Below are 19,860 nucleotides of genomic sequence, written 5' to 3'. Positions count from 1 at the left end.
CGTGCCGCGGTGGCTCATCGTGCTGCTCGCCGCCGTCTTCTCCTGCTACCACCTCGTGCTGGCCTCGGTCTCGCTCGACCGCTTCGACGATCCCTGGCCCGTCGTGGCCTGCATGGTCGCGTACGCGGCGGCGACCGTCGCGGCGCTCTGGCCGGGCAGGGGGCCGGCGATGCCCGTCTGGATCGCGGCCTTCGCGCTGGCGGTCAGCATCGTCATCCCGTTGCAGATCACGTCGCAGCTCGACTCGGCGGGGAGGAACGGCTACGCCACCTGGTACGTGGCCGCGATCGGCACCTTGATGGTCATCGTCGCCACGCGGCGCCGGCAGGCGTTCGCCTGGCTCGGGGTGGGCTTCATGGCGCTGCACGGTGCTGCCTGGAGCGGAGCCGACACCCTCGCCGATCTCGGCGTGATCGGCAGCGTGACCTGGGTCGCGTTCGCCACCGCCATGTCGTCGTCGTTGACGAGGGCGAGTCGCGAGACGCGCGAGTTCATCCTCGCCGAGCACGAGGCGGCCGACTGGCAGGCGGCGCAAGAGGCCCATGTCAACGAGCGTCAGTACCGTCTGCTGCAGACCGGACGGACGGCCCGTCCGATGCTGCTCGCCATCGTGTCTCAGGACGGCGATCTGAGCGCCGAGCAGCGGCGCGAGTGCTTGAACCTCGAGGGCGCCATCCGAGACGAGATCCGCGGTCGACGTCTGCTCGACGACGACGTGCGGCGCGAGGTGATGGCGGCTCGTCGGCGCGGCGCGGTCGTGAGCCTGCTCGACGAGGGCGGCCTCGATGACGTCGACGGTGCGGATCTGGCGCGCATCCATCGGACTCTGGCCGATGCGCTGCACGGTTCGGTCGCCGATCGCATCGTCATCAGGACGGTGCCGGGCGGGGGCGACCACGCCGTGACCGTGGTCGGGCTCGGATCGCCGGATCCGAGTTCGAGCGCCCTGGGGCGCGGCTTCTCGAGCACGTCGGACGACGACGAGGGCGACGACGACGAGGTCCAGCTCTGGCTGCAGATCCCGAGGACCCTCTCGGCCTGAACGCCCGAAAAGAAGAAGGGCCGGACGATGTCCGGCCCTTCTGGAAGATTTCGGATCAGGGCGGCAACCCGAATGCCGCCCTGACCCGCCCCCGATTGAGAACCCGCTTACCCTAGTTGATTCTCAAACGGTGGTGCGACTCGAAGAGTTACACCTAGCAAGAACAATGATGCCCATCGTCGCACCGAGTGCAAAGTCGACATTTAGGGGGACAACCAGGGGACGATAACCTCGTCTACCCCTGTTCGGGTGGCCGGAACGGTGCCGATTCGCCGGGTTGTCGATCCGGAGCCGCATGACGCGCGGGGGACAACGGCGCCGAGGAGGCGCGGGTCGGGTCGATCAGCCCGAGAACGAGCGCCAGTGGCCCGGTCCGACGGTCAACGGCCCTCGGGGGCGACGTCTCGAGCGCGTCCACGCCGATTCGGGCTGCGGCACGAGGAGGGTGGTCTGCTCCGCGGCCGCCGCGGCCTCGCCGGCCGCCAGGACGGCCGTGATGGCCGCGAGCTCGTCGTCGGTGGGACGCCCCGAGACGATGGTCAGCATGACGGGCAGGGCGGGCGCGGGATCGGCGAGGACCTCGCGCGGGTCTCCGTCGACCGGGAGCGCGGCGTGCCGTCCGCTCACAGGGGGATGTTCCCGTGCTTCTTCGCGGGCTGTGCGGCCCGCTTCGTGCGGAGGGCCCGCAGGGCCTTGATGACGGCGACGCGGGTGGCGGACGGCTCGATGACCCCGTCGAGCTCGCCGCGCTCGGCTGCGAGGAACGGACTCGCGACGTTGTAGGTGTACTCCTTCGCCAGGCGGCTGCGCACGGCCGCGACGTCCTCGCCCGCGGCCTCCGCGGCCTTGATCTCGTTGCGGTAGAGGATGTTCACGGCGCCCTGGCCGCCCATCACGGCGATCTCGGCCGTCGGCCAGGCGAGGTTGATGTCGGCGCCCAGCTGCTTCGAACCCATCACGATGTAGGCCCCGCCGTACGCCTTGCGGGTGATCACGGTCACCAGGGGCACCGTCGCCTCGGCGTAGGCGTAGAGCAGCTTCGCCCCGCGGCGGATCACGCCGGTCCACTCCTGATCGGTGCCCGGCAGGTAGCCGGGGACGTCGACCAGCGTGAGGATGGGGATGCCGAAGGCGTCGCAGAACCGCACGAAGCGGCTGGCCTTCTCGCCGGCCTCGATGTTGAGGGTGCCGGCCATCGCCGAGGGCTGGTTCGCGATGATGCCGACCGAGCGACCCTCGACGCGGCCGAAGCCGATCACGATGTTCGGCGCGAACAGCGGCTGGACCTCGAGGAACTCGCCGTCGTCGACGACGTGCTCGATGACGGTCATCACGTCGTAGGGCTGGTTCGGGCTGTCGGGGATGATCGTGTCGAGCGCACGGTCGTGGTCGGTGGTCTCGAGTTCGACGGCCCGGTCGAAGACCTGCGGTTCGGACAGGTTGTTGTCGGGCAGGTACGACAGCAGCGAGCGCGCGTAGTCGAGCGCGTCGTCCTCGTCGCTGGCGAGGTAGTGCGACACCCCGCTGATCTTGTTGTGCGTCAGCGCGCCGCCGAGCTCCTCGAAGCCGACGTCCTCTCCGGTGACCGTCTTGATGACGTCGGGGCCGGTGACGAACATGTGGCTCGTCTTGTCGACCATGATGACGAAGTCGGTCAACGCGGGGGAGTACACCGCGCCTCCGGCGGCCGGGCCCATGATCAGCGAGATCTGCGGGATGACACCCGACGCGGCCGTGTTCAGACGGAAGATCTCGCCGTACTTGCCGAGGGCGACGACCCCCTCCTGGATGCGGGCGCCGCCCGAGTCGAGGATGCCGAGGATCGGGACGCCGGTCTTCAGAGCGAGCTCCATCACCTTGATGATCTTCTCGCCGGCGACCTCGCCGAGGGACCCGCCGAAGATGGTGAAGTCCTGGCTGTAGACGGCCACCTGACGACCGTGGATCGTGCCGGTGCCGGTCACCACGGCGTCACCGTAGGGGCGCTTCGCCTCCATGCCGAAGGCGTGCGTGCGGTGGCGGACGAACTCGTCGAGCTCGACGAAGGAGCCGGGGTCGAGCAGCTGGTCGATGCGCTCGCGAGCGGTCTTCTTGCCCTTGGCGTGCTGCTTGGCGACGGCCGCCTCGCCGCTGGCCGTCACGGCCTCGTGGTACCTCGCCCGGAGGTCGGCCAGCTTGCCCGCGGTGGTGTGCAGGTCGGGCTCGGTGCCGGCGGTGGTCTCGGGGGAGGGCGTCGTGTCGGAGGTCACCCGCCTCATTCTACTGACCACGTCGTCCGACACCGTTGGAGGTTTCCACGCGTGGGGAGCATCGTCCGTGGTGGGTTCCGTGAACACCCGGGGCCGTCCGGCCTAGGCTGACGCGATGACCTTCCCACTCAGCTCGGCACGGAGCCCGTTCTTCGAGCACGTCGGGACGACGGGTTCCACCAACGCCGACCTGGTCGCCCGAACGGACTCCCGTCACGGCGGCGTGGTGGCCACCCTGCGTCAGACCGCGGGCCGTGGGCGACTCGACCGCTCGTGGTCGGCACCGCCCGACGAGACCCTCGCGGCGAGCGTGCTGCTCGACGCGAAGGGGCTCGACGGGTCGTCCCTCGGCTGGCTGCCGTTGCTGGCCGGGGTGGCGATGCGCGCCTCCCTCGCCTCCCTGGTGGCGCCCGGTCGGGGCGAGGTCGGTCTCAAGTGGCCGAACGACGTGCAGGTGGACGGCCGGAAGATCTGCGGTGTGCTGGCCGAGGCCCGACCGGACGGCGCAGTCGTGATCGGCGTGGGCGTCAACCTCACCGTGCCGGCGGAACGCCTGCCGACCCCGACCTCCACCTCTCTGTCGCTGCACGGGGTCGACGGCGCCGCCTCCGACCTCGCCGATCGGGTGCTGGCCGCGTTCCTCGACGAGACCCTCGGTCTCTTCGGCACCCTCGTCGAGCACGGGGGCGACGCGATGGCGTCCGGACTCCACGCCCGCGTCTCGACGGACTGCTCGACCCTGCGGCGCGACGTCCGCGTCGAGCTGCCCGACGGGACGGATCTGCACGGCGTCGCCGTCGCGATCGACCCGACCGGACGCCTGGTCGTCCGACCCCGCACAGGGGCCGATGCGGCGGTGTCCAGCGGCGACGTCACCCACCTGCGCTATGAATGACCCCATGAGCACCGCCGACCAGCAGGCCCCCGAGGCCGTCGTCGCGCGCCTCCGGCCGCACTCCCGCGTCATGTTCTGGCCGTCGGTCGCGCTCGTCGCGGTCTGCGCCGCGACGGGGTACCTCGGCGGGCGCTTCGACGCCGACTGGCAGAACACGCTGGTCTTCGCCGCCGCCGGGGTGCTCATCGTGCTGGTCTGGCTCGTCCCCCTGCTGGTGTGGCTCGGTCGGCACTACGTCATCACGACGCGTCGCATCATCCTGCGGCGGGGGCTGCTCGTCCGGACCCGTCAGGAGCTCCTCCACAGCCGCGGCTACGATTTGACGGTCAGGAAGAACGGCGTGCAGAGTCTGTTCCGCAGCGGCGATGTCCTGATCAACAGCGGTCTCGATCGGCCCGTCGTGCTGTGGGACGTGCCGGGGGCCGACCTCGTGCAGTCCACTCTTCACGACATGATGGAATCGAACACGAACTTCGTCGCACAGCGGCGGCAGCACGACCAATCGGCCCCGGTGGACGGGGCGCCCCTCTGGAACGGCGACTAGACCCGTTCCGACCCTCGAACGACAAAAGGTGTCTCCATGCGTATTTCTGTGATCGGTTGCGGCTACCTCGGCGCCGTGCACGCGGCCTGCATGGCCGAGCTCGGGCACGAGGTCGTCGGCATCGACGTCGACGAGCGCAAGGTCGCCGAGCTGTCGGCGGGGCGCGCCCCCTTCTTCGAGCCGGGCCTCCCCGCGGTCCTCGGCCGGGCGCTCGACTCGGGTCGGCTCCGATTCTCGACGGATCTCGCCGACGCCGCGGGCGCCGAGGTCCACTTCGTCGCCGTCGGCACACCGCAGACGAAGGGCAGCCACGCGGCCGACCTCACCTACGTCGACGCGGCCGTCGAGGGGCTCCTCCCGTACCTGGCCGACGGCGACCTCGTCGTGGGCAAGTCGACCGTCCCGGTCGGGACGGCGAGTCGCCTCTCCGAGCTGGTGCGCGCCTCCTCGGGGGCCGATCTGGCCTGGAACCCCGAGTTCCTCCGCGAGGGCTTCGCCGTCAAAGACACCCTCACCCCCGATCGCTTCGTCTACGGCGTCGCACGAGGCGAGACCGGCGAGCGGGCCGCCGCCCAGCTCGACGCCGTCTACGCGACCGCGCTCGCGGCCGAGACGCCGCGTCTGGTCACCGACTACGCCACGGCCGAGCTCGTCAAGGTCTCGGCCAACGCGTTCCTCGCCACGAAGATCTCGTTCATCAACGCCATGGCCGAGGTCGCCGAGGCGACCGGCGCCGACGTCACCCAGCTCGCCGACGCCATCGGCTACGACGCGCGCATCGGTCGCAAGTTCCTCAACGCCGGCATCGGCTTCGGCGGTGGCTGCCTCCCGAAGGACATCCGGGCGTTCCAGGCCCGAGCCGACGAGCTCGGTCTCGACTCGCTCGCCTTCCTGGCCGACGTCGACGCCATCAACCTCCGTCGTCGCGATCGCGTCGTCGCGCTCGCCGGCGAGCTCGTCGGCGACCTCGCCGGGGCGCGCGTCGCGGTGCTGGGACTGGCCTTCAAGCCGAACAGCGACGACGTCCGCGATTCGCCCGCGCTCGACGTGGCGCGCCGCCTCCGGGCGAGCGGCGCGATCGTCACCGCGTTCGATCCCGAGGCGAACGCCACGGCCGGTCGCGTGGCGCCCGAGCTCGAGTACGCGACGGACGTCGAGTCGGCGCTCCGCGACGCCGACGTCGTCCTCGTCCTCACCGAGTGGACCGAGTTCCGTGAGCTCGACCCGGCCGTCGTCGCCGGACTCGTGTCGCACGCTCGCGTCGTCGACGGCCGCAACACGCTCGACTCCGAAGCCTGGCGTGCGGCCGGCTTCGACTACAGGGGACTCGGCCGCCCCTGAGCCTCGATGCCGGTCCGCGCGGGGTGGAACACCCAGAGCTTGTAGAGCGTGAACCGGAAGGCCGAGCCCAGGGCGAGGCCGACGACGTTGCTCGAGACGTTGTCGGCCGCTGCCGATCGGAATCCGAGCACGTAGTGGGACACCCCGAGGCAGGCCAGCCCGATCAGGAGACCTCCGAGCGCCACGCCGAAGAACTCGACGGCCTCGCGGAGGGCGCGGCTGCGTCGCGTCGCGCGGAACGTCCAGTACCGGTTGCCCAGCCAGACGACGACGATCGCGATGACTCCCGAGGCGACCTTGGCGAGGAGCGGCCCGGCCGCGATGCGCTCCGGGTCGAAGACCGTCGCCCGGAAGACGTTGAACAGACCCAGGTCGACGACGACCCCGAGGGCGCCGACGGTGCCGTAGCGGACGAGCTGCAGGGCGAGCCGGCGCATGCGCCTCCTCGGGGTATCGGCCAAGATGGGGAGGGCTCGACGAGCCCGGAAGATTCTACCGCGCCCCTCTCGGACCGGCCCCGCGCAGGGTCCGGGACGGACGCCCGCATCGAGGAGACACCATGGCCTACCGGATCGGCGTGATCGGAGGCGGGCAGCTGGCCCGCATGATGGTCCCCCCGGCCATCCATCTCGGACTCGACATCCGCGTCCTGGCCGAGACGGAGGGCAGCTCGGCGCGCCTCGCCGCGACGCAGGTGGGTGACTACCACGAGGTCGAGACGGTCCTCGCCTTCGCCCGCGACGTCGATGCGGTGACCTTCGACCACGAGCACGTCCCGCAGGACGTCCTCCGGACGCTCGTCGACGCCGGCGTCGCCGTCCACCCGTCGCCCGAGGCGCTGGCCGTCGCGCAGGACAAGATCGTGATGCGCCGTCGGCTCAGCGAGCTGGGTCTGCCCGTGCCCGACTGGGCGGCCGTGCGCGACGCCGAGGCGCTCGGCCGGTTCCTCGCGGAGCACGGCGGCAGCGCGGTCGTCAAGACTGCCCGCGGCGGCTACGACGGCAAGGGCGTGCGGGTCGTCCGCGAGGCCGACGGTGCTGACGACTGGTTCGCCGACCTGGCCGACGGAGAGGCACTGCTCGTGGAGGAGCTGGTCGACTTCCGCCGCGAGCTCGCGCAGTCGGTGGCCCGCCGCCCGAGCGGTCAGATCGTCGCCTGGCCCCTCGTCGAGAGCGTGCAGAGCGACGGCGTCTGCGCGGAGGTCATCGCGCCGGCGCCGAAGAGCGCGGGTCGTCTGGCGGAGGCCGCGGAGGCCATCGCGCGCACGGTTGCCGAGCGGCTCGGGGTGACGGGCGTGCTGGCCGTCGAGCTGTTCGAGACCGACGACGACCGCCTGCTGATCAACGAGCTGGCGATGCGCCCGCACAACACGGGGCACTGGACGATCGACGGATCGACGACGAGTCAGTTCGAGCAGCACCTCCGTGCCGTCCTCGACCTCCCTCTGGGCGACACGAGACCGCATGACGCCTGGAGCGTCATGGTGAACGTGCTCGGAGGGCCCGAGGCGGGCACCCTGGCCGAGCGGCTCCCCGCGCTCATGGCGGATCACCCGTCGGTCAAGGTGCACGACTACGGCAAGGACCCGCGCCCCGGTCGGAAGGTCGGGCACGTGACGGCGACCGGCGACGACCTCGACGAGGCGACCTACCGGGCGCGCGCCGGTGCGGCGTTCTTCGAGGGCTGACGCTATCCTCTAGCTCGTGTCCGACCCGAACCGCGCCTCCTTCGCCCCCTCCGTCGCGAACGATCCCGGCACGCCGCCGCGGGTCGCGATCGTCATGGGGTCCGACAGCGACTGGCCGACGATGCGGAGCGCGTCCGAGATCCTCTCCGAGTTCGGCATCGCGCACGAGGTCGAGGTCGTCTCGGCGCACCGCACGCCCGACAAGATGATCCGGTTCGGGCGCGAGGCCGCCGGGCGCGGTCTCGGCGTCATCATCGCGGGTGCAGGAGGCGCGGCGCACCTCCCGGGGATGCTCGCCTCGGTCACCACCCTGCCCGTCGTCGGCGTGCCCGTCGCCCTGGCGAAGCTCGACGGTCTCGACTCCCTGCTGTCGATCGTGCAGATGCCGGCCGGCATCCCGGTCGCGACGGTCTCCATCGGCGGGGCGGCCAACGCCGGCCTCCTCGCCGCGCGCATCCTCGGGGTCTCCGACCCGGGCCTCGCCGCCCGGCTGACGGACTACGCGACCAGCCTCGGCGAGCTCGTCGAGGAGAAGAACACGGCCCTGCAGCGGTCGCTGTGAGCACGGCTCTGCCGGTCCGCAACCCCGACCTCGGGTCGGAGCCGTTCATGACCCGGCGGGCCTGGGTGCTGGTCGTGCTGAACGTGCTCGTGCCGGGCTCCGCCCAGGTCCTGGCCGGCAACCGGCGACTGGGTCGGATCGGGCTCGCCTCGACCCTCGTCTTCTGGGCCGTGCTGGTCGTCGTGCTGCTCTCGGCGCTGTTCTTCCGCCGCCCCCTGATCGAGATGGCGACGAGCGTCGTGGCCCTGACCGTCGTGCAGGTCTACCTGGTCTACTTCGCGGTGCTGTGGGTCGTGCTGACCCTCGACACCCTCAGACTCCTCCGCATCGTCCGCACGAATCCGACGTCGCGCGGCTTCCTGGCGGGCGTGATGGCCCTGCTGCTCTTCGTCACCGTCGGCCCGGCCGCCTGGGGCGCCTATCTCTCGGGTGTGCAGCACGGGCTGCTCAACGACCTCTTCACCTCTCAGGCCCAGGCGGCCGACCCCGTCGACGGCCGGTACAACATCCTGCTGCTCGGCGGCGATGCGGGGGCCGATCGCACGGGGCTGCGTCCGGACAGCATCTCGGTCGCGAGCATCGACGCCGAGACCGGGGCGGCCACGCTCATCGGGATCCCCCGCAATCTGTACAACTCGCCCTTCTCCGAGGGATCGCCGCTCTGGGGCGTCTACCCGGACGGGTACTCCTGCGGTGACGACTGCCTGATCAGCTACCTCTACACCTACGGTGAAGAGCACCCCGAGCTCTATCCCGATGCCGAGCAGAACGGCTCGAACGCCGGGGTCGAGGCGATGCGCGACGCCGTGTCCGGCGTCACCGGTCTGACCCTGCAGTACTACGTGCTGATCGACATGGAGGGCTTCGCGCAGTTGATCGACGCTCTCGGCGGCATCGAGGTCGACAACACCGAGGGTCGTCTCCCGATCAACGGCGGCGTCGACGCGGCCGGTGAGCCCATCAACGTCGACGGGTGGATCGAGCCCGGCCGACAGACCCTCGACGGCTACCACGCCCTCTGGTACGCCCGAGCGCGGCACGGATCGGACGACTACCACCGGATGGTCAGACAGCGTGAGGTGCAGCAGGCCCTGCTGACCCAGTTCCAGCCGACGACCGTCCTGGCGAAGTTCCAGGCGGTCGCGAGCGCGGGCGTGCAGACCGTCGACACCGACATCCCTCGGGGAGCGCTGAGCGCGTTCGTCGAGCTGGCGCTGAAGACGAAGGGGCAGGAGATCGGCGACCTCGAGATCGTGCCGCCGACCTACGACAACGTGTACCCCGATTACACGATCATCCGCGCCGACGTCGCCGCCGCGACCGCGTCCGCCGCGGGCTGACCGGCCTCGCGCTGCTCGCCCGCGGGCGGACGGGCCTCGCGGTGCTCGCTCGTGGCCTGACGGGCCTCCGCCCGTCCGGACTCGACCCCGTCGGCCGAGCCCCGACGGATCGGGTCGACGGGTCTAGAGGTCGGCGTGCAGCTGCCAGACCTTGTCCGCCGAGTCCGACCAGCTGAAGGCGTGCGAGCGGTCGATGCCGACCACTCCCAGCCGCGTGCTGAGCTCGACGTCGTTGACGATCTGGTACATGGCCTGAGCGAGGCGCTCGGGGTAGTGCTCGGGGTCGTCTCGCGCCACGACGGCCGCGGCGTCGGCCGCGACCTCGACGAGGGCCGGAGTGTCCGAGATGATCGTCGGGGTGCCCAGGCTCAGGGCTTCGACCACCGGCAGGCCGAAGCCCTCGGCGAGGCTCGGGAAGACGAAGACCGTCGCGCGCTGCAGCAGCACGGCCAACTGCTGGTCGCTGACGAAGCCGAGCGACCGCACCCGGTCCTCCGGCAGGTTCTCGCGGGCGACGATGTCCGCGATGCTGACGTCGCCCCAACCGGCCGGCCCCACGATGAGGAGCGGGATGTCGGGGGCGTCAGGGTGTCCCATGGCCTGGATGAGGGGCTCGATGCCCTTCCGTGGTTCGAGCGTGCCGATGCTGAGGGCGTAGGCCTCGGGCAGACCCAGTTCGTCGGCGACGGCGTTTGCATCGGCGGGCACGGTGAGGTCCCGGCTGACGGCGCCGCCGATTACGCGGAGGCGATCGCCGAAGTCGAAGCGCTCGGAGAGCTCGTCGGCCACCGCATGGGTCGGGACGACGACGGCGTCGGCGAACCGGTGCGCGCGCCGGGCCATCGCCTTGTGCCAGCGGACACCGCGAGGGGTGAGCGTGTGCGGGTGGGTCCACGGGACCGTGTCGTGGATGGTCGCGACGGTCTGCGTCGCGGGCTCGAGCGCACGGTCGTGCCGGAACAGCGGTGCGAGCAGGCTCGTCGAGTGCACCATGCCCCGCCCGGGGAGCCCGGCGAGTCCGGTCTGCCAGGCGAGCGAGAGCTCCCGCCGACCGAGCGGCGCCTTGGCCAGCCCGGAGAGACCGGGGATCAGATCGGTGAGCCGGTCGTACTCCGCCTGCGGGTGGGCCGCCACGACGCCTTCGACGTCGCACCCTCGCGGGGCGTTCGCGATGAGACTGCGCGTGAGCTCTACGGTGTAGCGGCCGATGCCGCCGGGAACGGGTGCGAGGACCTGGTCAACGACCACTCGGAGTGTCGTCATCGGACGAGAAGACCCCCTTCGCGGCGGCGTCGTGGAGTGCTTCGTCCCACGGACGCAGCGGAGCGAGGCCGGCAGCGGTCCACGCGTCGTGGCCGAGGACGCTGAACGCCGGGCGGGGGGCGGGGCGGACGAAGCTCGAGCTGTCGGTCGCCTTCACGCGGTCGGCATCCAGACCGGCGGTCTCGAAGACCGCACGGGCGAAGTCGAACCAGCTCGCGCGACCGCCGTTCGTGCCGTGGTAGACACCGGCCGGTGCGTCGGAGTCGACGAGTCGGACGATCTGCTCGGCGAGGTCGAGAGTCCAGGTCGGCTGACCGATCTGGTCGTCGACGACGCTCACCGTGTCGTGGGTGGATGCCAGACGGAGCATGGTCTTCGCGAAGTTCGGACCGTGCTGCCCGTAGAGCCAGGCCGTCCGGACGATGTAGGTGCCGTCGGGGTTGGCCTCACGGGCCAGGCGCTCGCCCTCGGCCTTGGTGCGGCCGTAGGCACTGACCGGAGCCAGGGGAGTGGACTCCGCGTAGGGCTCCGTGGCGGTGCCATCGAAGACGTAGTCGGTCGAGACCTGGACGAGTCTCGCCCCCGAGGAGGCGGTGGCCTCGCCGAGCAGACCGGCTGCGGTCCCGTTGACGGCTCGGGCCGCCTCCTCGTCGGTCTCCGCCGCATCGACCGCCGTGTAGGCCGCGGCGTTGATCACGACGTCGTGCCCGGCCACCGCGGAGAAGACCGCGTCGCGGTCCGTGACGTCGAGGTCGGCGCGACCGAGCACGGTCACCTCGCGGCCGAAGAGAGCCTCGAGGAGGTCGGACCCGAGCATGCCGCGGGCGCCGGTGACGAGGTAACGGAGGTTCTGCGGAGTGCTCATCAGAGGGCCGCGCGCTCTTTCAGGGGCTCCCACCACTGACGGTTGTCGCGGTACCACTGCACGACCTCCGCGAGTCCGTCGGCGAACGGGACGCGAGGCTCGTAGCCGAGTTCGTCGCGGATCTTGGAGATGTCGACGGAGTACCGGAGGTCGTGGCCGAGGCGGTCCGCGACGCGGTCGACGTAGGACCAGTCCTTGCCGGTGGACTCGAGCAGCATCTCGGTCAGCTCGCGGTTGGTGAGCTCGGTGCCACCGCCGATGTTGTAGATCTCGCCGGCGCGGCCGTCGACGAGCACCATGGCGATCCCGCGCGTGTGGTCGTCGACGTGCAGCCAGTCGCGGATGTTGTTGCCCTCGCCGTAAAGGGGGACGTGCTTGTCGTCGATGAGGTTCGTGACGAAGAGGGGGATGACCTTCTCGGGGAAGTGGAACGGGCCGTAGTTGTTGCTGCAGCGCGTGATCGAGACGTTGAGGCCGTGGGTGCGGTGGTAGCTGCGGGCCAGGAGGTCGCTGCCCGCCTTCGAGGCGGAGTACGGCGAATTGGGCTCGAGCGGGCGGTCTTCTGCCCACGACCCCTCGGCGATCGAGCCGTACACCTCGTCGGTCGAGACGTGGACGAAGCGCTTCAGGTCGTTGCGCAGGGCGGCGTCGAGGAGCTGCTGGGTGCCCAGGACGTTCGTCTCGACGAAGATCGACGCGTCGCGGACGGAACGGTCGACGTGCGACTCCGCAGCGAAGTGGACGACGGCGTCCACCCCGGGGAAGAGCGTGTCGAGGAGTGCGCCGTCGCGGATGTCGCCCTTGACGAAGGAGTACCGGGGCGAGTCGGCCACGGAGGCGAGATTGGCCTCGTTGCCCGAGTAGGTGAGGGCGTCGAGGACGACGACCTCGGCGCCTTCGAGACCCGGGTAGGCGTCTTCGAGAGTGCGGCGGACGAAGTTGGAGCCGATGAAGCCGGCTCCGCCGGTGACGAGGATTTTCACACTGATTCCTTGGTGTTGAGGCGCGGACGTGTCGGTCGATGCTACCGGAGGCCGCTCGTGTCCCCCTTTCTGCCGATGCCCGATAGGGGGGTGGACGATCCACTTCCCGCATGAGAGGTTTGACCAATGGTCTGCTCTCCAGACGACCCCACGCGGTCTGCTTCCTCTCTCGGGCGCCGACGGGTGCTGGCCTACGCCGCGGCCGCGACGACCCTCGGCACGGCGGCCGTGCTCGCCGGCGAGTCGGACCGCGCATCGGCGGCGGTCAGTCTGGGCGAGACCTCCGGCTCCGTCGAGACCGTCGCGGACGCCCAGGCGCTCGCGGCGCTGTCGGCCTGGGGCGGGCACTCGAACGGCAAGATCCCCGCCGGTGCGCTGACCCGGGTCGTCTCCGACGTCGCCGGGTCGGGGTTCCTCCGCGACGACGCCGCCCGGCAGTACCTCAAGATGAGCCTCGCCTTCGCCCAGGCCATCGGCACATCCCTGCTCATCACCGAGGGATACCGCAGCTTCGCGCGTCAGACCGACTACTGGAACAAGTACCAGAACGGAACGGGCAACCTGGCGGCCTACCCCGGCACGTCGAATCACGGCTGGGGGATCGCCTGCGACTTCGGTGCGGGTGTTCAGACGGCCGGGTCCGCGGCGAAGCGGTGGATGGACGCCAACTCGATGTCGTACGGCTGGAAGCCCACGGGCAACGCCTTCTCCCAGCCCGAGCCGTGGCACTTCGACTACGTGGCCACCTACGCGGCGACCACCGGTGGCGGTGCGATGACGCCTGCCGACGCCGGGATGATGATCCTCCGAGCCGTCGAGCCGCTCACCGAGGTCGCGTCGATCTACACCGCCGTCGTCGGCGTCCGGAGCCTCCGGCACGTCCCCGTCATCACCCGGATCAACGCCCTGCGCGTCGCAGGCGTCCCCTACTTCGAGGTCACGCGCAAGGCCTTCTACGAGATCACCAACGGTCTCTCCATACCCCGCAAGGCCATCCGGGTCGACGCCGACTACTGGCGCCCCTGACGGCGGTCCCCTCCCCGGGGACCCGTTCCGCACCGAATCCCCGAGCCCAGAAGGATCCCCACATGCTGCTCCTCCGATGCACCGACTCGCTCTCCGGCGTGGGCAGGGGGTACACCTGCGTGGTCGACACCCGTTCGCTCCGGCACATCGCCTCCGCTTCTCAGATGAACAACCTCGTCGCCGTCGGCATCCCCGCCCGCAACCTCAACGCCGTGGCCTTCTACGAAGTGCTGAACGGCCTCGGTATCCCGCGGGCCGCGGTCAAGAAGAACGCCGACTGGACGCGCGGCTGAGTCGAGGGCTCGTCCTCCCCGCCTCGGCGGAGGCCCTTGCTAGGCTCGCCGGGTGCAGATTCGCGAACTGAAGATCCCAGACAGCTACGAGATCACACCGAAGCAGTTCGGTGACGACCGGGGAGTCTTCCTCGAGTGGTACCGGTTCGACCGGTTGTCCGAGGCCGTCGGGCACTCCATCGACCTCCGGCAGGCCAACACCTCGGTCTCGAAGCGGGGTGTGGTCCGCGGCATCCACTTCGCCGACGTGCCGGTCGGTCAGGCCAAGTACGTCACGGCGACCCACGGCGCCGTCCTCGACTTCGTCATCGACATCCGGGTCGGATCGCCGACCTTCGGCGAATGGGACTCCGTCCTCCTCGACGGCGTGGACCGCCGGGCCATCTACCTGGCCGAGGGCCTCGGGCACGCCTTCGTCGCTCTGACGGACGACGCGACGGTCAGCTATCTGGTGACCGACACCTTCAACGCCGCCCGCGAGCACGGCATCAACCCGCTCGACGAGCGCATCGGTCTGGTCTTCCCCGACGAGGCGGGCGAACCCCTCCTGTCGCCGAAGGACACCGACGCTCCTGGTCTCGACGAGGCCGCCGCGCAGGGTCTGCTCCCCACCTACGACGCCATGCGCGAGTTCTACGCCACCCTCGATTCGAAGGAGAACCGGTCATGAAGGGCATCATCCTCGCCGGCGGGTCCGGCACCCGCCTCTGGCCCATCACCAAGGGCATCTCGAAGCAGCTCATGCCCATCTACGACAAGCCGATGGTCTACTACCCCCTGTCGACGCTGATGATGGCGGGCATCAACGAGGTGCTCGTGATCACGACCCCCGAGTACAACGATCAGTTCCGTGCGCTCCTCGGAGACGGTTCGCACCTCGGCATGCGCATCGAGTACGCCGTGCAGCCGTCGCCCGACGGTCTCGCCCAGGCGTTCATCATCGGTGAGGAGTTCATCTGCGACGACAGCGTCGCCCTCGTCCTCGGCGACAACATCTTCCACGGGGTGGGTCTCGGCTCGAGCCTCTCGAAGAACGCCACGGTCGACGGAGCCACCATCTTCGCTTACCACGTGGCCGATCCGACCGCATACGGAGTCGTCGCCTTCGACGACTCGTTCCGTGCGACGTCCATCGAGGAGAAGCCCGTCGCGCCGAAGAGCAACTACGCCGTCCCCGGTCTGTACTTCTACGACAACAGCGTCGTCGCCATCGCGAAGACCATCGAGCCCAGCGCTCGCGGTGAGCTCGAGATCAGCACGGTCAACGAGCGCTACCTCCGTGAGGGGCGCCTCCAGGTGCAGGTCCTCGATCGCGGCACCGCCTGGCTCGACACCGGCACCTTCGGCTCGATGATGCAGGCCTCCGAGTACGTCCGGGTCATCGAGGACCGTCAGGGCCACAAGATCGGCTGCATCGAGGAGATCGCCTGGCGGAACGGCTGGATCTCCGACGACGATCTCCGCGAGCTCGCATCGCCCTTGGCCAAGAGCGGCTACGGGGTCTACCTGAGCAACCTGCTGGGCTGAGCACCGCCGTGGGGTCGATCGTGCGACCGAAGGTCGCCCTGGTCGTCCACGGCGCGGACGGGAGGCACCCCGGGTCGGCGTTCGTTCGTGTGGTCCTGCGGGCACGCTGGGCCGGACGTCTCGGCCTGGCGGACTTCATCTTCGTCACGCCTGAGGCGCTGGCGGTGGGGCGGCACCTCGACGGGGTCGACGCCGTGATCGTCCAGCGCGACGCCCTGCTGGACAGCGTGCTCGCCACCGCCGCGGTCGGCGAGATCTCCCGACGCGGGATCCGGATGGTGCATGACGTCGACGACGACTTCTGGTCGGAGGAGTCCCGAGCGCGCCTCCTCGGTCAGGACTACTCGCCTGCGCGACTGGCGGCCTTCGACGTCGCGTCGACGGCGGCCGACATCACGCTGGCGAGCACGGCGGTGCTCGCCACGCGGCGGCCGGACTCCACGGGAGCCGTCGTCGTCGTCCGGAACGCACTCGACCCCGAGCTCTGGTTCGGCGGGGTGCCGGCCGACCCGGGCGGGCATCCCCGGGGCGAGTCGGCGGTGACGGCCCTCGACCGGGACGCCGTGGGCGGATCGTGGTACCTGTACTCGGGCAGTCACACGCACGGCGACGATCTCGAGCTCCTCCGTCGCGTGCCGTCGGCGCATCGCCGTCTCGAGGTCGTGGGCGTCACCCCGGAGAGCGCCTCGTGGTACTCGCTCTCGCATCTCGCATCGACCCCGATGCCGTATCCCGAGTACGTGCGTCTTCTCCGTGCGTCCTCCGCACGATGGAGCGTGGGCCTGGCCCCGCTCGTGTCGAACGGCTTCAACCGTGGGAAGAGCGACCTGAAGTTCCTCGAGTACTCGGCGCTCGGCATCCCCACCATCGCATCGCAGGGCACCGCGTACGACGAGGCGGGCCCGCACGGAGCGGTCCTGGTCGGCAACGACCCCGACGAGTGGCGCGAGGCCGCCGATGCTCTGTCCGACGACCCGCACGGACGCCGACGTCACGCCCAGCAGGCCCGCAGCCACGTCGAGGAGGAGCGGGTCTTCAGGGTCGACGACGGATGGTGGGAGGCGGTCGTCGGCCTGGGTGGTCTACCGTCGTCGTGAGGCGGCTCGGTCTCGGACCGCCGCTCACGCCTGGACGGGGCGTCCCGTCTTGGGTCGCGCCGAGCGGTTCCGTCGGCGTCGAGGGCTGGTCTTCAGCGACAGGAAGGCGCCGGACGGGCGGACCGTCACACGAGCGGCCTGCTCGCTGTTGTCCGCGCCGAGGGTCAACGGGAGGTCCAGGACACCGGGGACGTCGAGCCGGGCGAAGACGTCGTAGTTGCCGGGACGGGTGATGACGGCCCGGGGCACGGGGACGCCGTCGGCCTGTCCAGGTGACGACTGCACCACGTTCTCGACCAGCGTGCTGCGGTTGAGGAAGACCGTCGAGACGGCCGGGGTCGATTCGTACGCGGCCTCCGGAACGATGAGGAACTTGCCCCGTCGTTCTTGCACCAGCGAGAAACGACCGGTCTCGCCGAGGCGCACCACCGCCCGGGCCGCCTCGACCGAGTGCGCCAGTGCCGCGGTCAGGGAGCCTGCCCAGGGCCAGAAGTCGGCGTGCAGCACGTACGGACGCAGACGGTCCGCGAAGCGACCCGTGATGGCGGCGAGCTCGGCGAACTCCGCGTCGTCCGCCGAATCCACGACGGCGATCAGGTGACGCAGCAGGTGCGCCTCGTAGATGGTCGTGACGAGTCGTTCGGGGGCCGAGCTGCGGACGATCTGCTGTGCCAGGTCGAAGCCTCGCTGGAGGTCGTCCGCCCCGATCCGCCGGCCCTTGAGGTAGGTGCCGCCGGGCACGTCGGGGAGCATCGACGCGAGGTCGGATCGATCGGCCGACAGGAGCTGGTAGATGCGTCGCTGCTTCGGCTCGAGGCCGGCGACGACCTCGGGACGCGCGCCCAGTACGGCGGCGAGCGGGCCGGCGAGCGTCTCGCCCGATGTCGCGCTGCGGGTCAGCGTCCCCTCGGTGAGCGCGCGCATGGTGGGTGTCCACCAGGTGTGGCGGAGGAGACGATCCAGTTCGGGCTTGGGGACGTCGCCCGCCCGGCCTGCGACCTCGGCGATCTCGGCCGCCAGCTCGACGACGTCTTGCTCGTCGGTGCCGAGTCCGGTGGCGGTGCCGGCTTCGGCTGCTGGGCGGTGAGTGTTCTCGGGTTGCACCTTGTCCTGCCTTCCATCCGCCACGACGGCGACGACGACGATCTTACGGCAAGGGTGCAGGCCGACCTCGGGGGATGCCCCAGTAGGCTCGAACAATGAGAGAAACGCCAGATTCGGGCCTCGGTCACCTCACCAACCGCCTCCGCTCGGCGGCCAGGAACCCCCGATCGGTGCTCGCCGCCGCGGCACGGCGTCTCGATCCGCCGACCGTTCAGGCCCCCTCGCTGGTGGCGACACGGGTGCGTGACATCGCTCGCTCAGGGCCCGGTCGACCGGGCGTGACCGTGGTCCTCACCGTCCGGCACGACCAGGGCGCCTTCGTGCCCCACCGCCTCGCCGAGCTCGACGCCGCCCTGCCGCAGATCTCCGCGGAGCACGAGGTGATCGTCGCGGCCTATCAGGGTGCGGGCCTCCCGGCGGCCACCGCTCTGCCGACGGCGGCGCCCGCGCGCGCCTTCCTCGCCGACCTCCACGACGATTGGACCTCGGCCTTCGCCGCCGGTGCGAGCAGGGCCGCCTTCTCGCGTGTGCTCGTGCTCGACGCGGCCGTCGAGATCGACTCGTCGGTCATCGTCCGACTGGTCGGGCTGCATGACGGCGGCGTCACGACCCCCGTCGTGCGGGGGACCGACGACGTCGTCCTGTCGGCCGGGGCGTTCCGTCCGCATCGCTCGCTGGCCCCTGCGGACCTCCTCGAGGGGCATCCCTACGAAGACGCCGAGATCATGGGGGCGGCCGAGGTCTTCGGCGCCACGCAGCCGGTGTTCGTCACCGACCTCGTCGATCTGCCCGAGCGACTGCCCGAGACATCGGACGAGGTCCTCGCGATCACCGCCCTGACCCGCGACGCGGGGCTGTCCGGCGGCCGAGGCGTGACGTCGACGCCCGTCGGTCGTGTGTACCGGGTGTCCGGTGCCGCGCCCCGCAGGCTCGACGCGCCCGCGGCCGAGCTCGTCGCGGCATGGAGCGACATCCCCGCGGACTCGTCGGCCCTGGGTCAGGCGGGGCTCTCCCTCGATGCCGTCGCGGGCGCCCGGGTGCCGGTCCGTCATCTCGTCAGGCCGGCCCGCCCGGTCGTCGGGGGCGGTCGAGTCGATCCGGCCTTCGACGGTGTCGACGGTCTCCCGCGTCTCCGCTGGTCGATCAAGATCGCGGCCCACCCCGGTGCGCGGGGCGACGACTGGGGAGACCTCTTCTTCGCACGCGACCTCGCCAACGCCCTCCGTCGTCTGGGCCAGCGGGTGGTCATCGATCACCGGCAGGCGCACAGCCGCCCCTGGTCCGAGCACCTGGACGACGTCAGCCTGACGCTCCGCGGGCTGGACGTCACCACGCCCTCGTCGGCCCGGACGAACATCCTCTGGGTCATCAGCCACCCCGAACTCGTCTCACGAGACGAGCTGTCGCTGTTCGATCTGAGGTACTCGGCCGGCGCCGCCTGGGCTGAGAGGACGACCGCATCGACGGGTCTGCCCGTCGAGACGCTGCTGCAGGCCACGGATCCGAACCGGTTCGCGGCCGGGGCGCAGGCATCCGACGTCGCGTCCGACGTCCTGTTCATCGGCAAGACGCGTCTCGTCTTCCGCCCCATCGTGCGAGACGCCCTCCAGGCCGGCGCGGACCTCACCCTCTACGGCGAGGGGTGGGCGGAGTTCGTCGACGCCGACTCGGTGGCGGGGGAGTTCGTCTCGAACGACGACCTGCCGGGTCACTACCGGGGTGCCCGCATCGTGCTGAACGACCACTGGGCCGACATGCGGGACTTCGGCTTCTTCTCGAACCGGCTGTTCGACGCGGCCAGCGCGGGGGCGCGCATCGTGTCGGACGACATCGCCGGCATCACGGACGTCTTCGGTCCGTCCGTGCAGGCGTACTCGAGCCCGGACGACCTCCGCAGACTCCTGAGCGACGATCAGGCATGGGCCCCCGACTCGGAGATCCAGGCGAACGCCCGCCGAATCGGTGCCGAGCACTCCTTCGACGCCCGAGCACGGCGCCTCATGACGGACGTCGTGCGTCACCGATCCTGATCGTCCCGCCGA

The 19,860-nt window shown here is 70.5% G+C and carries 20 protein-coding genes; 13 read left to right on the top strand and 7 right to left on the bottom strand.

Annotated elements, in window-relative coordinates; translation table 11 throughout:
* The first annotated feature begins 1 nt into the window (after position 1).
* Positions 2 to 1,042: a hypothetical protein gene (locus tag SOM11_RS00575; RefSeq protein ID WP_243213607.1), complete on the top strand. Its 1,041-nt coding sequence runs from the start codon at positions 2 to 4 to the stop codon at positions 1,040 to 1,042.
* Positions 1,043 to 1,384: 342 nt separating this feature from the next.
* Here SOM11_RS00575 and SOM11_RS00570 read toward each other — a convergent pair whose 3' ends face one another.
* Both SOM11_RS00570 and SOM11_RS00565 read right to left on the bottom strand, forming a co-directional pair.
* Positions 1,385 to 1,669 (bottom strand): acyl-CoA carboxylase subunit epsilon, encoded by a 285-nt coding sequence (locus tag SOM11_RS00570; RefSeq protein ID WP_320476894.1) that lies wholly within the window; start codon positions 1,667 to 1,669, stop codon positions 1,385 to 1,387.
* Positions 1,666 to 3,300, bottom strand: a complete 1,635-nt coding sequence (locus SOM11_RS00565; RefSeq protein ID WP_414655438.1) for an acyl-CoA carboxylase subunit beta — start codon at positions 3,298 to 3,300, stop codon at positions 1,666 to 1,668. The genes SOM11_RS00570 and SOM11_RS00565 overlap by 4 nt, the downstream gene beginning before the upstream one ends.
* Positions 3,301 to 3,406: 106 nt before the next feature.
* Here SOM11_RS00565 and SOM11_RS00560 point away from each other — a divergent pair, with 106 nt between their 5' ends.
* The 3 genes from SOM11_RS00560 to SOM11_RS00550 are packed head-to-tail and all read left to right on the top strand — an operon-like array spanning position 3,407 to position 6,071.
* Entirely contained in the window at positions 3,407 to 4,186 is a 780-nt protein-coding gene (locus tag SOM11_RS00560) for a biotin--[acetyl-CoA-carboxylase] ligase (protein WP_320476893.1), read from the top strand.
* 4 nt (positions 4,187 to 4,190) lie between these two features.
* Complete coding sequence (locus SOM11_RS00555; protein WP_192058545.1) at positions 4,191 to 4,730, top strand: PH domain-containing protein; 540 nt, start codon at positions 4,191 to 4,193, stop codon at positions 4,728 to 4,730.
* A 36-nt stretch (positions 4,731 to 4,766) separates the two neighbouring features.
* Positions 4,767 to 6,071 (top strand): UDP-glucose/GDP-mannose dehydrogenase family protein, encoded by a 1,305-nt coding sequence (locus SOM11_RS00550; RefSeq protein ID WP_320476892.1) that lies wholly within the window; start codon positions 4,767 to 4,769, stop codon positions 6,069 to 6,071.
* Here the strand turns inward: SOM11_RS00550 and SOM11_RS00545 are convergent.
* Positions 6,047 to 6,508 carry a GtrA family protein gene (locus tag SOM11_RS00545; RefSeq protein WP_320476891.1) on the bottom strand — a complete coding sequence of 154 codons (462 nt, stop codon included), beginning with the start codon at positions 6,506 to 6,508 and terminating at the stop codon, positions 6,047 to 6,049. The genes SOM11_RS00550 and SOM11_RS00545 overlap by 25 nt on opposite strands.
* A gap of 122 nt (positions 6,509 to 6,630) precedes the next feature.
* Here SOM11_RS00545 and SOM11_RS00540 point away from each other — a divergent pair, with 122 nt between their 5' ends.
* Genes SOM11_RS00540 through SOM11_RS00530 form a run of 3 tightly spaced genes read left to right on the top strand, consistent with a single transcriptional unit; the run spans position 6,631 to position 9,660 of the window.
* Positions 6,631 to 7,758, top strand: a complete 1,128-nt coding sequence (locus tag SOM11_RS00540; protein WP_320476890.1) for a 5-(carboxyamino)imidazole ribonucleotide synthase — start codon at positions 6,631 to 6,633, stop codon at positions 7,756 to 7,758.
* Between the two features lie 16 nt (positions 7,759 to 7,774).
* The gene (purE, locus tag SOM11_RS00535) at positions 7,775 to 8,320 is read left to right on the top strand and encodes a 5-(carboxyamino)imidazole ribonucleotide mutase (protein ID WP_320476889.1); all 546 of its coding nucleotides are present in this window, start codon (positions 7,775 to 7,777) and stop codon (positions 8,318 to 8,320) included.
* On the top strand, positions 8,317 to 9,660 hold the full coding sequence (locus tag SOM11_RS00530; RefSeq protein ID WP_320476888.1) for an LCP family protein: 1,344 nt from the start codon (positions 8,317 to 8,319) through the stop codon (positions 9,658 to 9,660). Before purE ends, SOM11_RS00530 begins: the two co-directional genes overlap by 4 nt.
* 123 nt (positions 9,661 to 9,783) lie before the next feature.
* On the opposite strand, the gene SOM11_RS00525 is transcribed toward SOM11_RS00530, so the two are convergent.
* Genes SOM11_RS00525 through rfbB form a run of 3 tightly spaced genes read right to left on the bottom strand, consistent with a single transcriptional unit; the run spans position 9,784 to position 12,771 of the window.
* Positions 9,784 to 10,923 carry a glycosyltransferase family 4 protein gene (locus tag SOM11_RS00525; RefSeq protein WP_192058536.1) on the bottom strand — a complete coding sequence of 380 codons (1,140 nt, stop codon included), beginning with the start codon at positions 10,921 to 10,923 and terminating at the stop codon, positions 9,784 to 9,786.
* Positions 10,898 to 11,788, bottom strand: a complete 891-nt coding sequence (gene rfbD / locus SOM11_RS00520) for a dTDP-4-dehydrorhamnose reductase (protein ID WP_243213598.1) — start codon at positions 11,786 to 11,788, stop codon at positions 10,898 to 10,900. Before rfbD ends, SOM11_RS00525 begins: the two co-directional genes overlap by 26 nt.
* Positions 11,788 to 12,771 carry a dTDP-glucose 4,6-dehydratase gene (gene rfbB / locus SOM11_RS00515; RefSeq protein WP_192058531.1) on the bottom strand — a complete coding sequence of 328 codons (984 nt, stop codon included), beginning with the start codon at positions 12,769 to 12,771 and terminating at the stop codon, positions 11,788 to 11,790. The genes rfbD and rfbB overlap by 1 nt, the downstream gene beginning before the upstream one ends.
* A 126-nt stretch (positions 12,772 to 12,897) precedes the next feature.
* Here rfbB and SOM11_RS00510 point away from each other — a divergent pair, with 126 nt between their 5' ends.
* The 5 genes from SOM11_RS00510 (at position 12,898) to SOM11_RS00490 (ending at position 16,714) form a co-directional block, all read left to right on the top strand.
* A complete protein-coding gene (locus SOM11_RS00510; protein WP_320476887.1) occupies positions 12,898 to 13,797 on the top strand; it encodes a M15 family metallopeptidase in 900 nt (299 codons plus the stop codon).
* A gap of 62 nt (positions 13,798 to 13,859) precedes the next feature.
* Positions 13,860 to 14,090: a hypothetical protein gene (locus SOM11_RS00505; RefSeq protein ID WP_192058527.1), complete on the top strand. Its 231-nt coding sequence runs from the start codon at positions 13,860 to 13,862 to the stop codon at positions 14,088 to 14,090.
* Between the two features lie 52 nt (positions 14,091 to 14,142).
* A complete protein-coding gene (locus tag SOM11_RS00500; protein ID WP_192058525.1) occupies positions 14,143 to 14,760 on the top strand; it encodes a dTDP-4-dehydrorhamnose 3,5-epimerase family protein in 618 nt (205 codons plus the stop codon).
* Positions 14,757 to 15,617 (top strand): glucose-1-phosphate thymidylyltransferase RfbA, encoded by an 861-nt coding sequence (gene rfbA, locus SOM11_RS00495; protein WP_320476886.1) that lies wholly within the window; start codon positions 14,757 to 14,759, stop codon positions 15,615 to 15,617. The genes SOM11_RS00500 and rfbA overlap by 4 nt, the downstream gene beginning before the upstream one ends.
* 20 nt (positions 15,618 to 15,637) lie before the next feature.
* On the top strand, positions 15,638 to 16,714 hold the full coding sequence (locus tag SOM11_RS00490) for a glycosyltransferase family protein (RefSeq protein ID WP_320476885.1): 1,077 nt from the start codon (positions 15,638 to 15,640) through the stop codon (positions 16,712 to 16,714).
* A 24-nt stretch (positions 16,715 to 16,738) separates the two neighbouring features.
* On the opposite strand, the gene SOM11_RS00485 is transcribed toward SOM11_RS00490, so the two are convergent.
* Complete coding sequence (locus SOM11_RS00485) at positions 16,739 to 17,818, bottom strand: hypothetical protein (RefSeq protein WP_192058519.1); 1,080 nt, start codon at positions 17,816 to 17,818, stop codon at positions 16,739 to 16,741.
* Between the two features lie 95 nt (positions 17,819 to 17,913).
* Here SOM11_RS00485 and SOM11_RS00480 point away from each other — a divergent pair, with 95 nt between their 5' ends.
* Positions 17,914 to 19,848, top strand: a complete 1,935-nt coding sequence (locus tag SOM11_RS00480) for a glycosyltransferase family protein (RefSeq protein ID WP_320476884.1) — start codon at positions 17,914 to 17,916, stop codon at positions 19,846 to 19,848.
* The last annotated feature ends 12 nt before the right edge of the window (positions 19,849 to 19,860 follow it).

The sequence above is a fragment of the Frigoribacterium sp. CFBP9029 genome (assembly GCF_034045305.1).
In the GTDB taxonomy this organism is placed as follows: Bacteria; Actinomycetota; Actinomycetes; order Actinomycetales; family Microbacteriaceae; genus Frigoribacterium.
The sequence above is the reverse complement of the archived record's forward strand: the minus strand, read 5'-3'. Positions and strand labels throughout refer to the sequence as shown.

What these genes read in the sequence shown, in the direction of transcription:
- SOM11_RS00565 (WP_414655438.1), bottom strand. Translation starts at nt 3,300, where the DNA reads ATGAGGCGGGTGACCTCCGACACGACGCCCTCCCCCGAGACCACCGCC.
- SOM11_RS00560 (WP_320476893.1), top strand. Translation starts at nt 3,407, where the DNA reads ATGACCTTCCCACTCAGCTCGGCACGGAGCCCGTTCTTCGAGCACGTC.
- SOM11_RS00555 (WP_192058545.1), top strand. Translation starts at nt 4,191, where the DNA reads ATGAGCACCGCCGACCAGCAGGCCCCCGAGGCCGTCGTCGCGCGCCTC.
- SOM11_RS00550 (WP_320476892.1), top strand. Translation starts at nt 4,767, where the DNA reads ATGCGTATTTCTGTGATCGGTTGCGGCTACCTCGGCGCCGTGCACGCG.
- SOM11_RS00545 (WP_320476891.1), bottom strand. Translation starts at nt 6,508, where the DNA reads ATGCGCCGGCTCGCCCTGCAGCTCGTCCGCTACGGCACCGTCGGCGCC.
- SOM11_RS00540 (WP_320476890.1), top strand. Translation starts at nt 6,631, where the DNA reads ATGGCCTACCGGATCGGCGTGATCGGAGGCGGGCAGCTGGCCCGCATG.
- SOM11_RS00525 (WP_192058536.1), bottom strand. Translation starts at nt 10,923, where the DNA reads ATGACGACACTCCGAGTGGTCGTTGACCAGGTCCTCGCACCCGTTCCC.
- rfbD (WP_243213598.1), bottom strand. Translation starts at nt 11,788, where the DNA reads ATGAGCACTCCGCAGAACCTCCGTTACCTCGTCACCGGCGCCCGCGGC.
- SOM11_RS00510 (WP_320476887.1), top strand. Translation starts at nt 12,898, where the DNA reads ATGGTCTGCTCTCCAGACGACCCCACGCGGTCTGCTTCCTCTCTCGGG.
- SOM11_RS00505 (WP_192058527.1), top strand. Translation starts at nt 13,860, where the DNA reads ATGCTGCTCCTCCGATGCACCGACTCGCTCTCCGGCGTGGGCAGGGGG.
- rfbA (WP_320476886.1), top strand. Translation starts at nt 14,757, where the DNA reads ATGAAGGGCATCATCCTCGCCGGCGGGTCCGGCACCCGCCTCTGGCCC.
- SOM11_RS00480 (WP_320476884.1), top strand. Translation starts at nt 17,914, where the DNA reads ATGAGAGAAACGCCAGATTCGGGCCTCGGTCACCTCACCAACCGCCTC.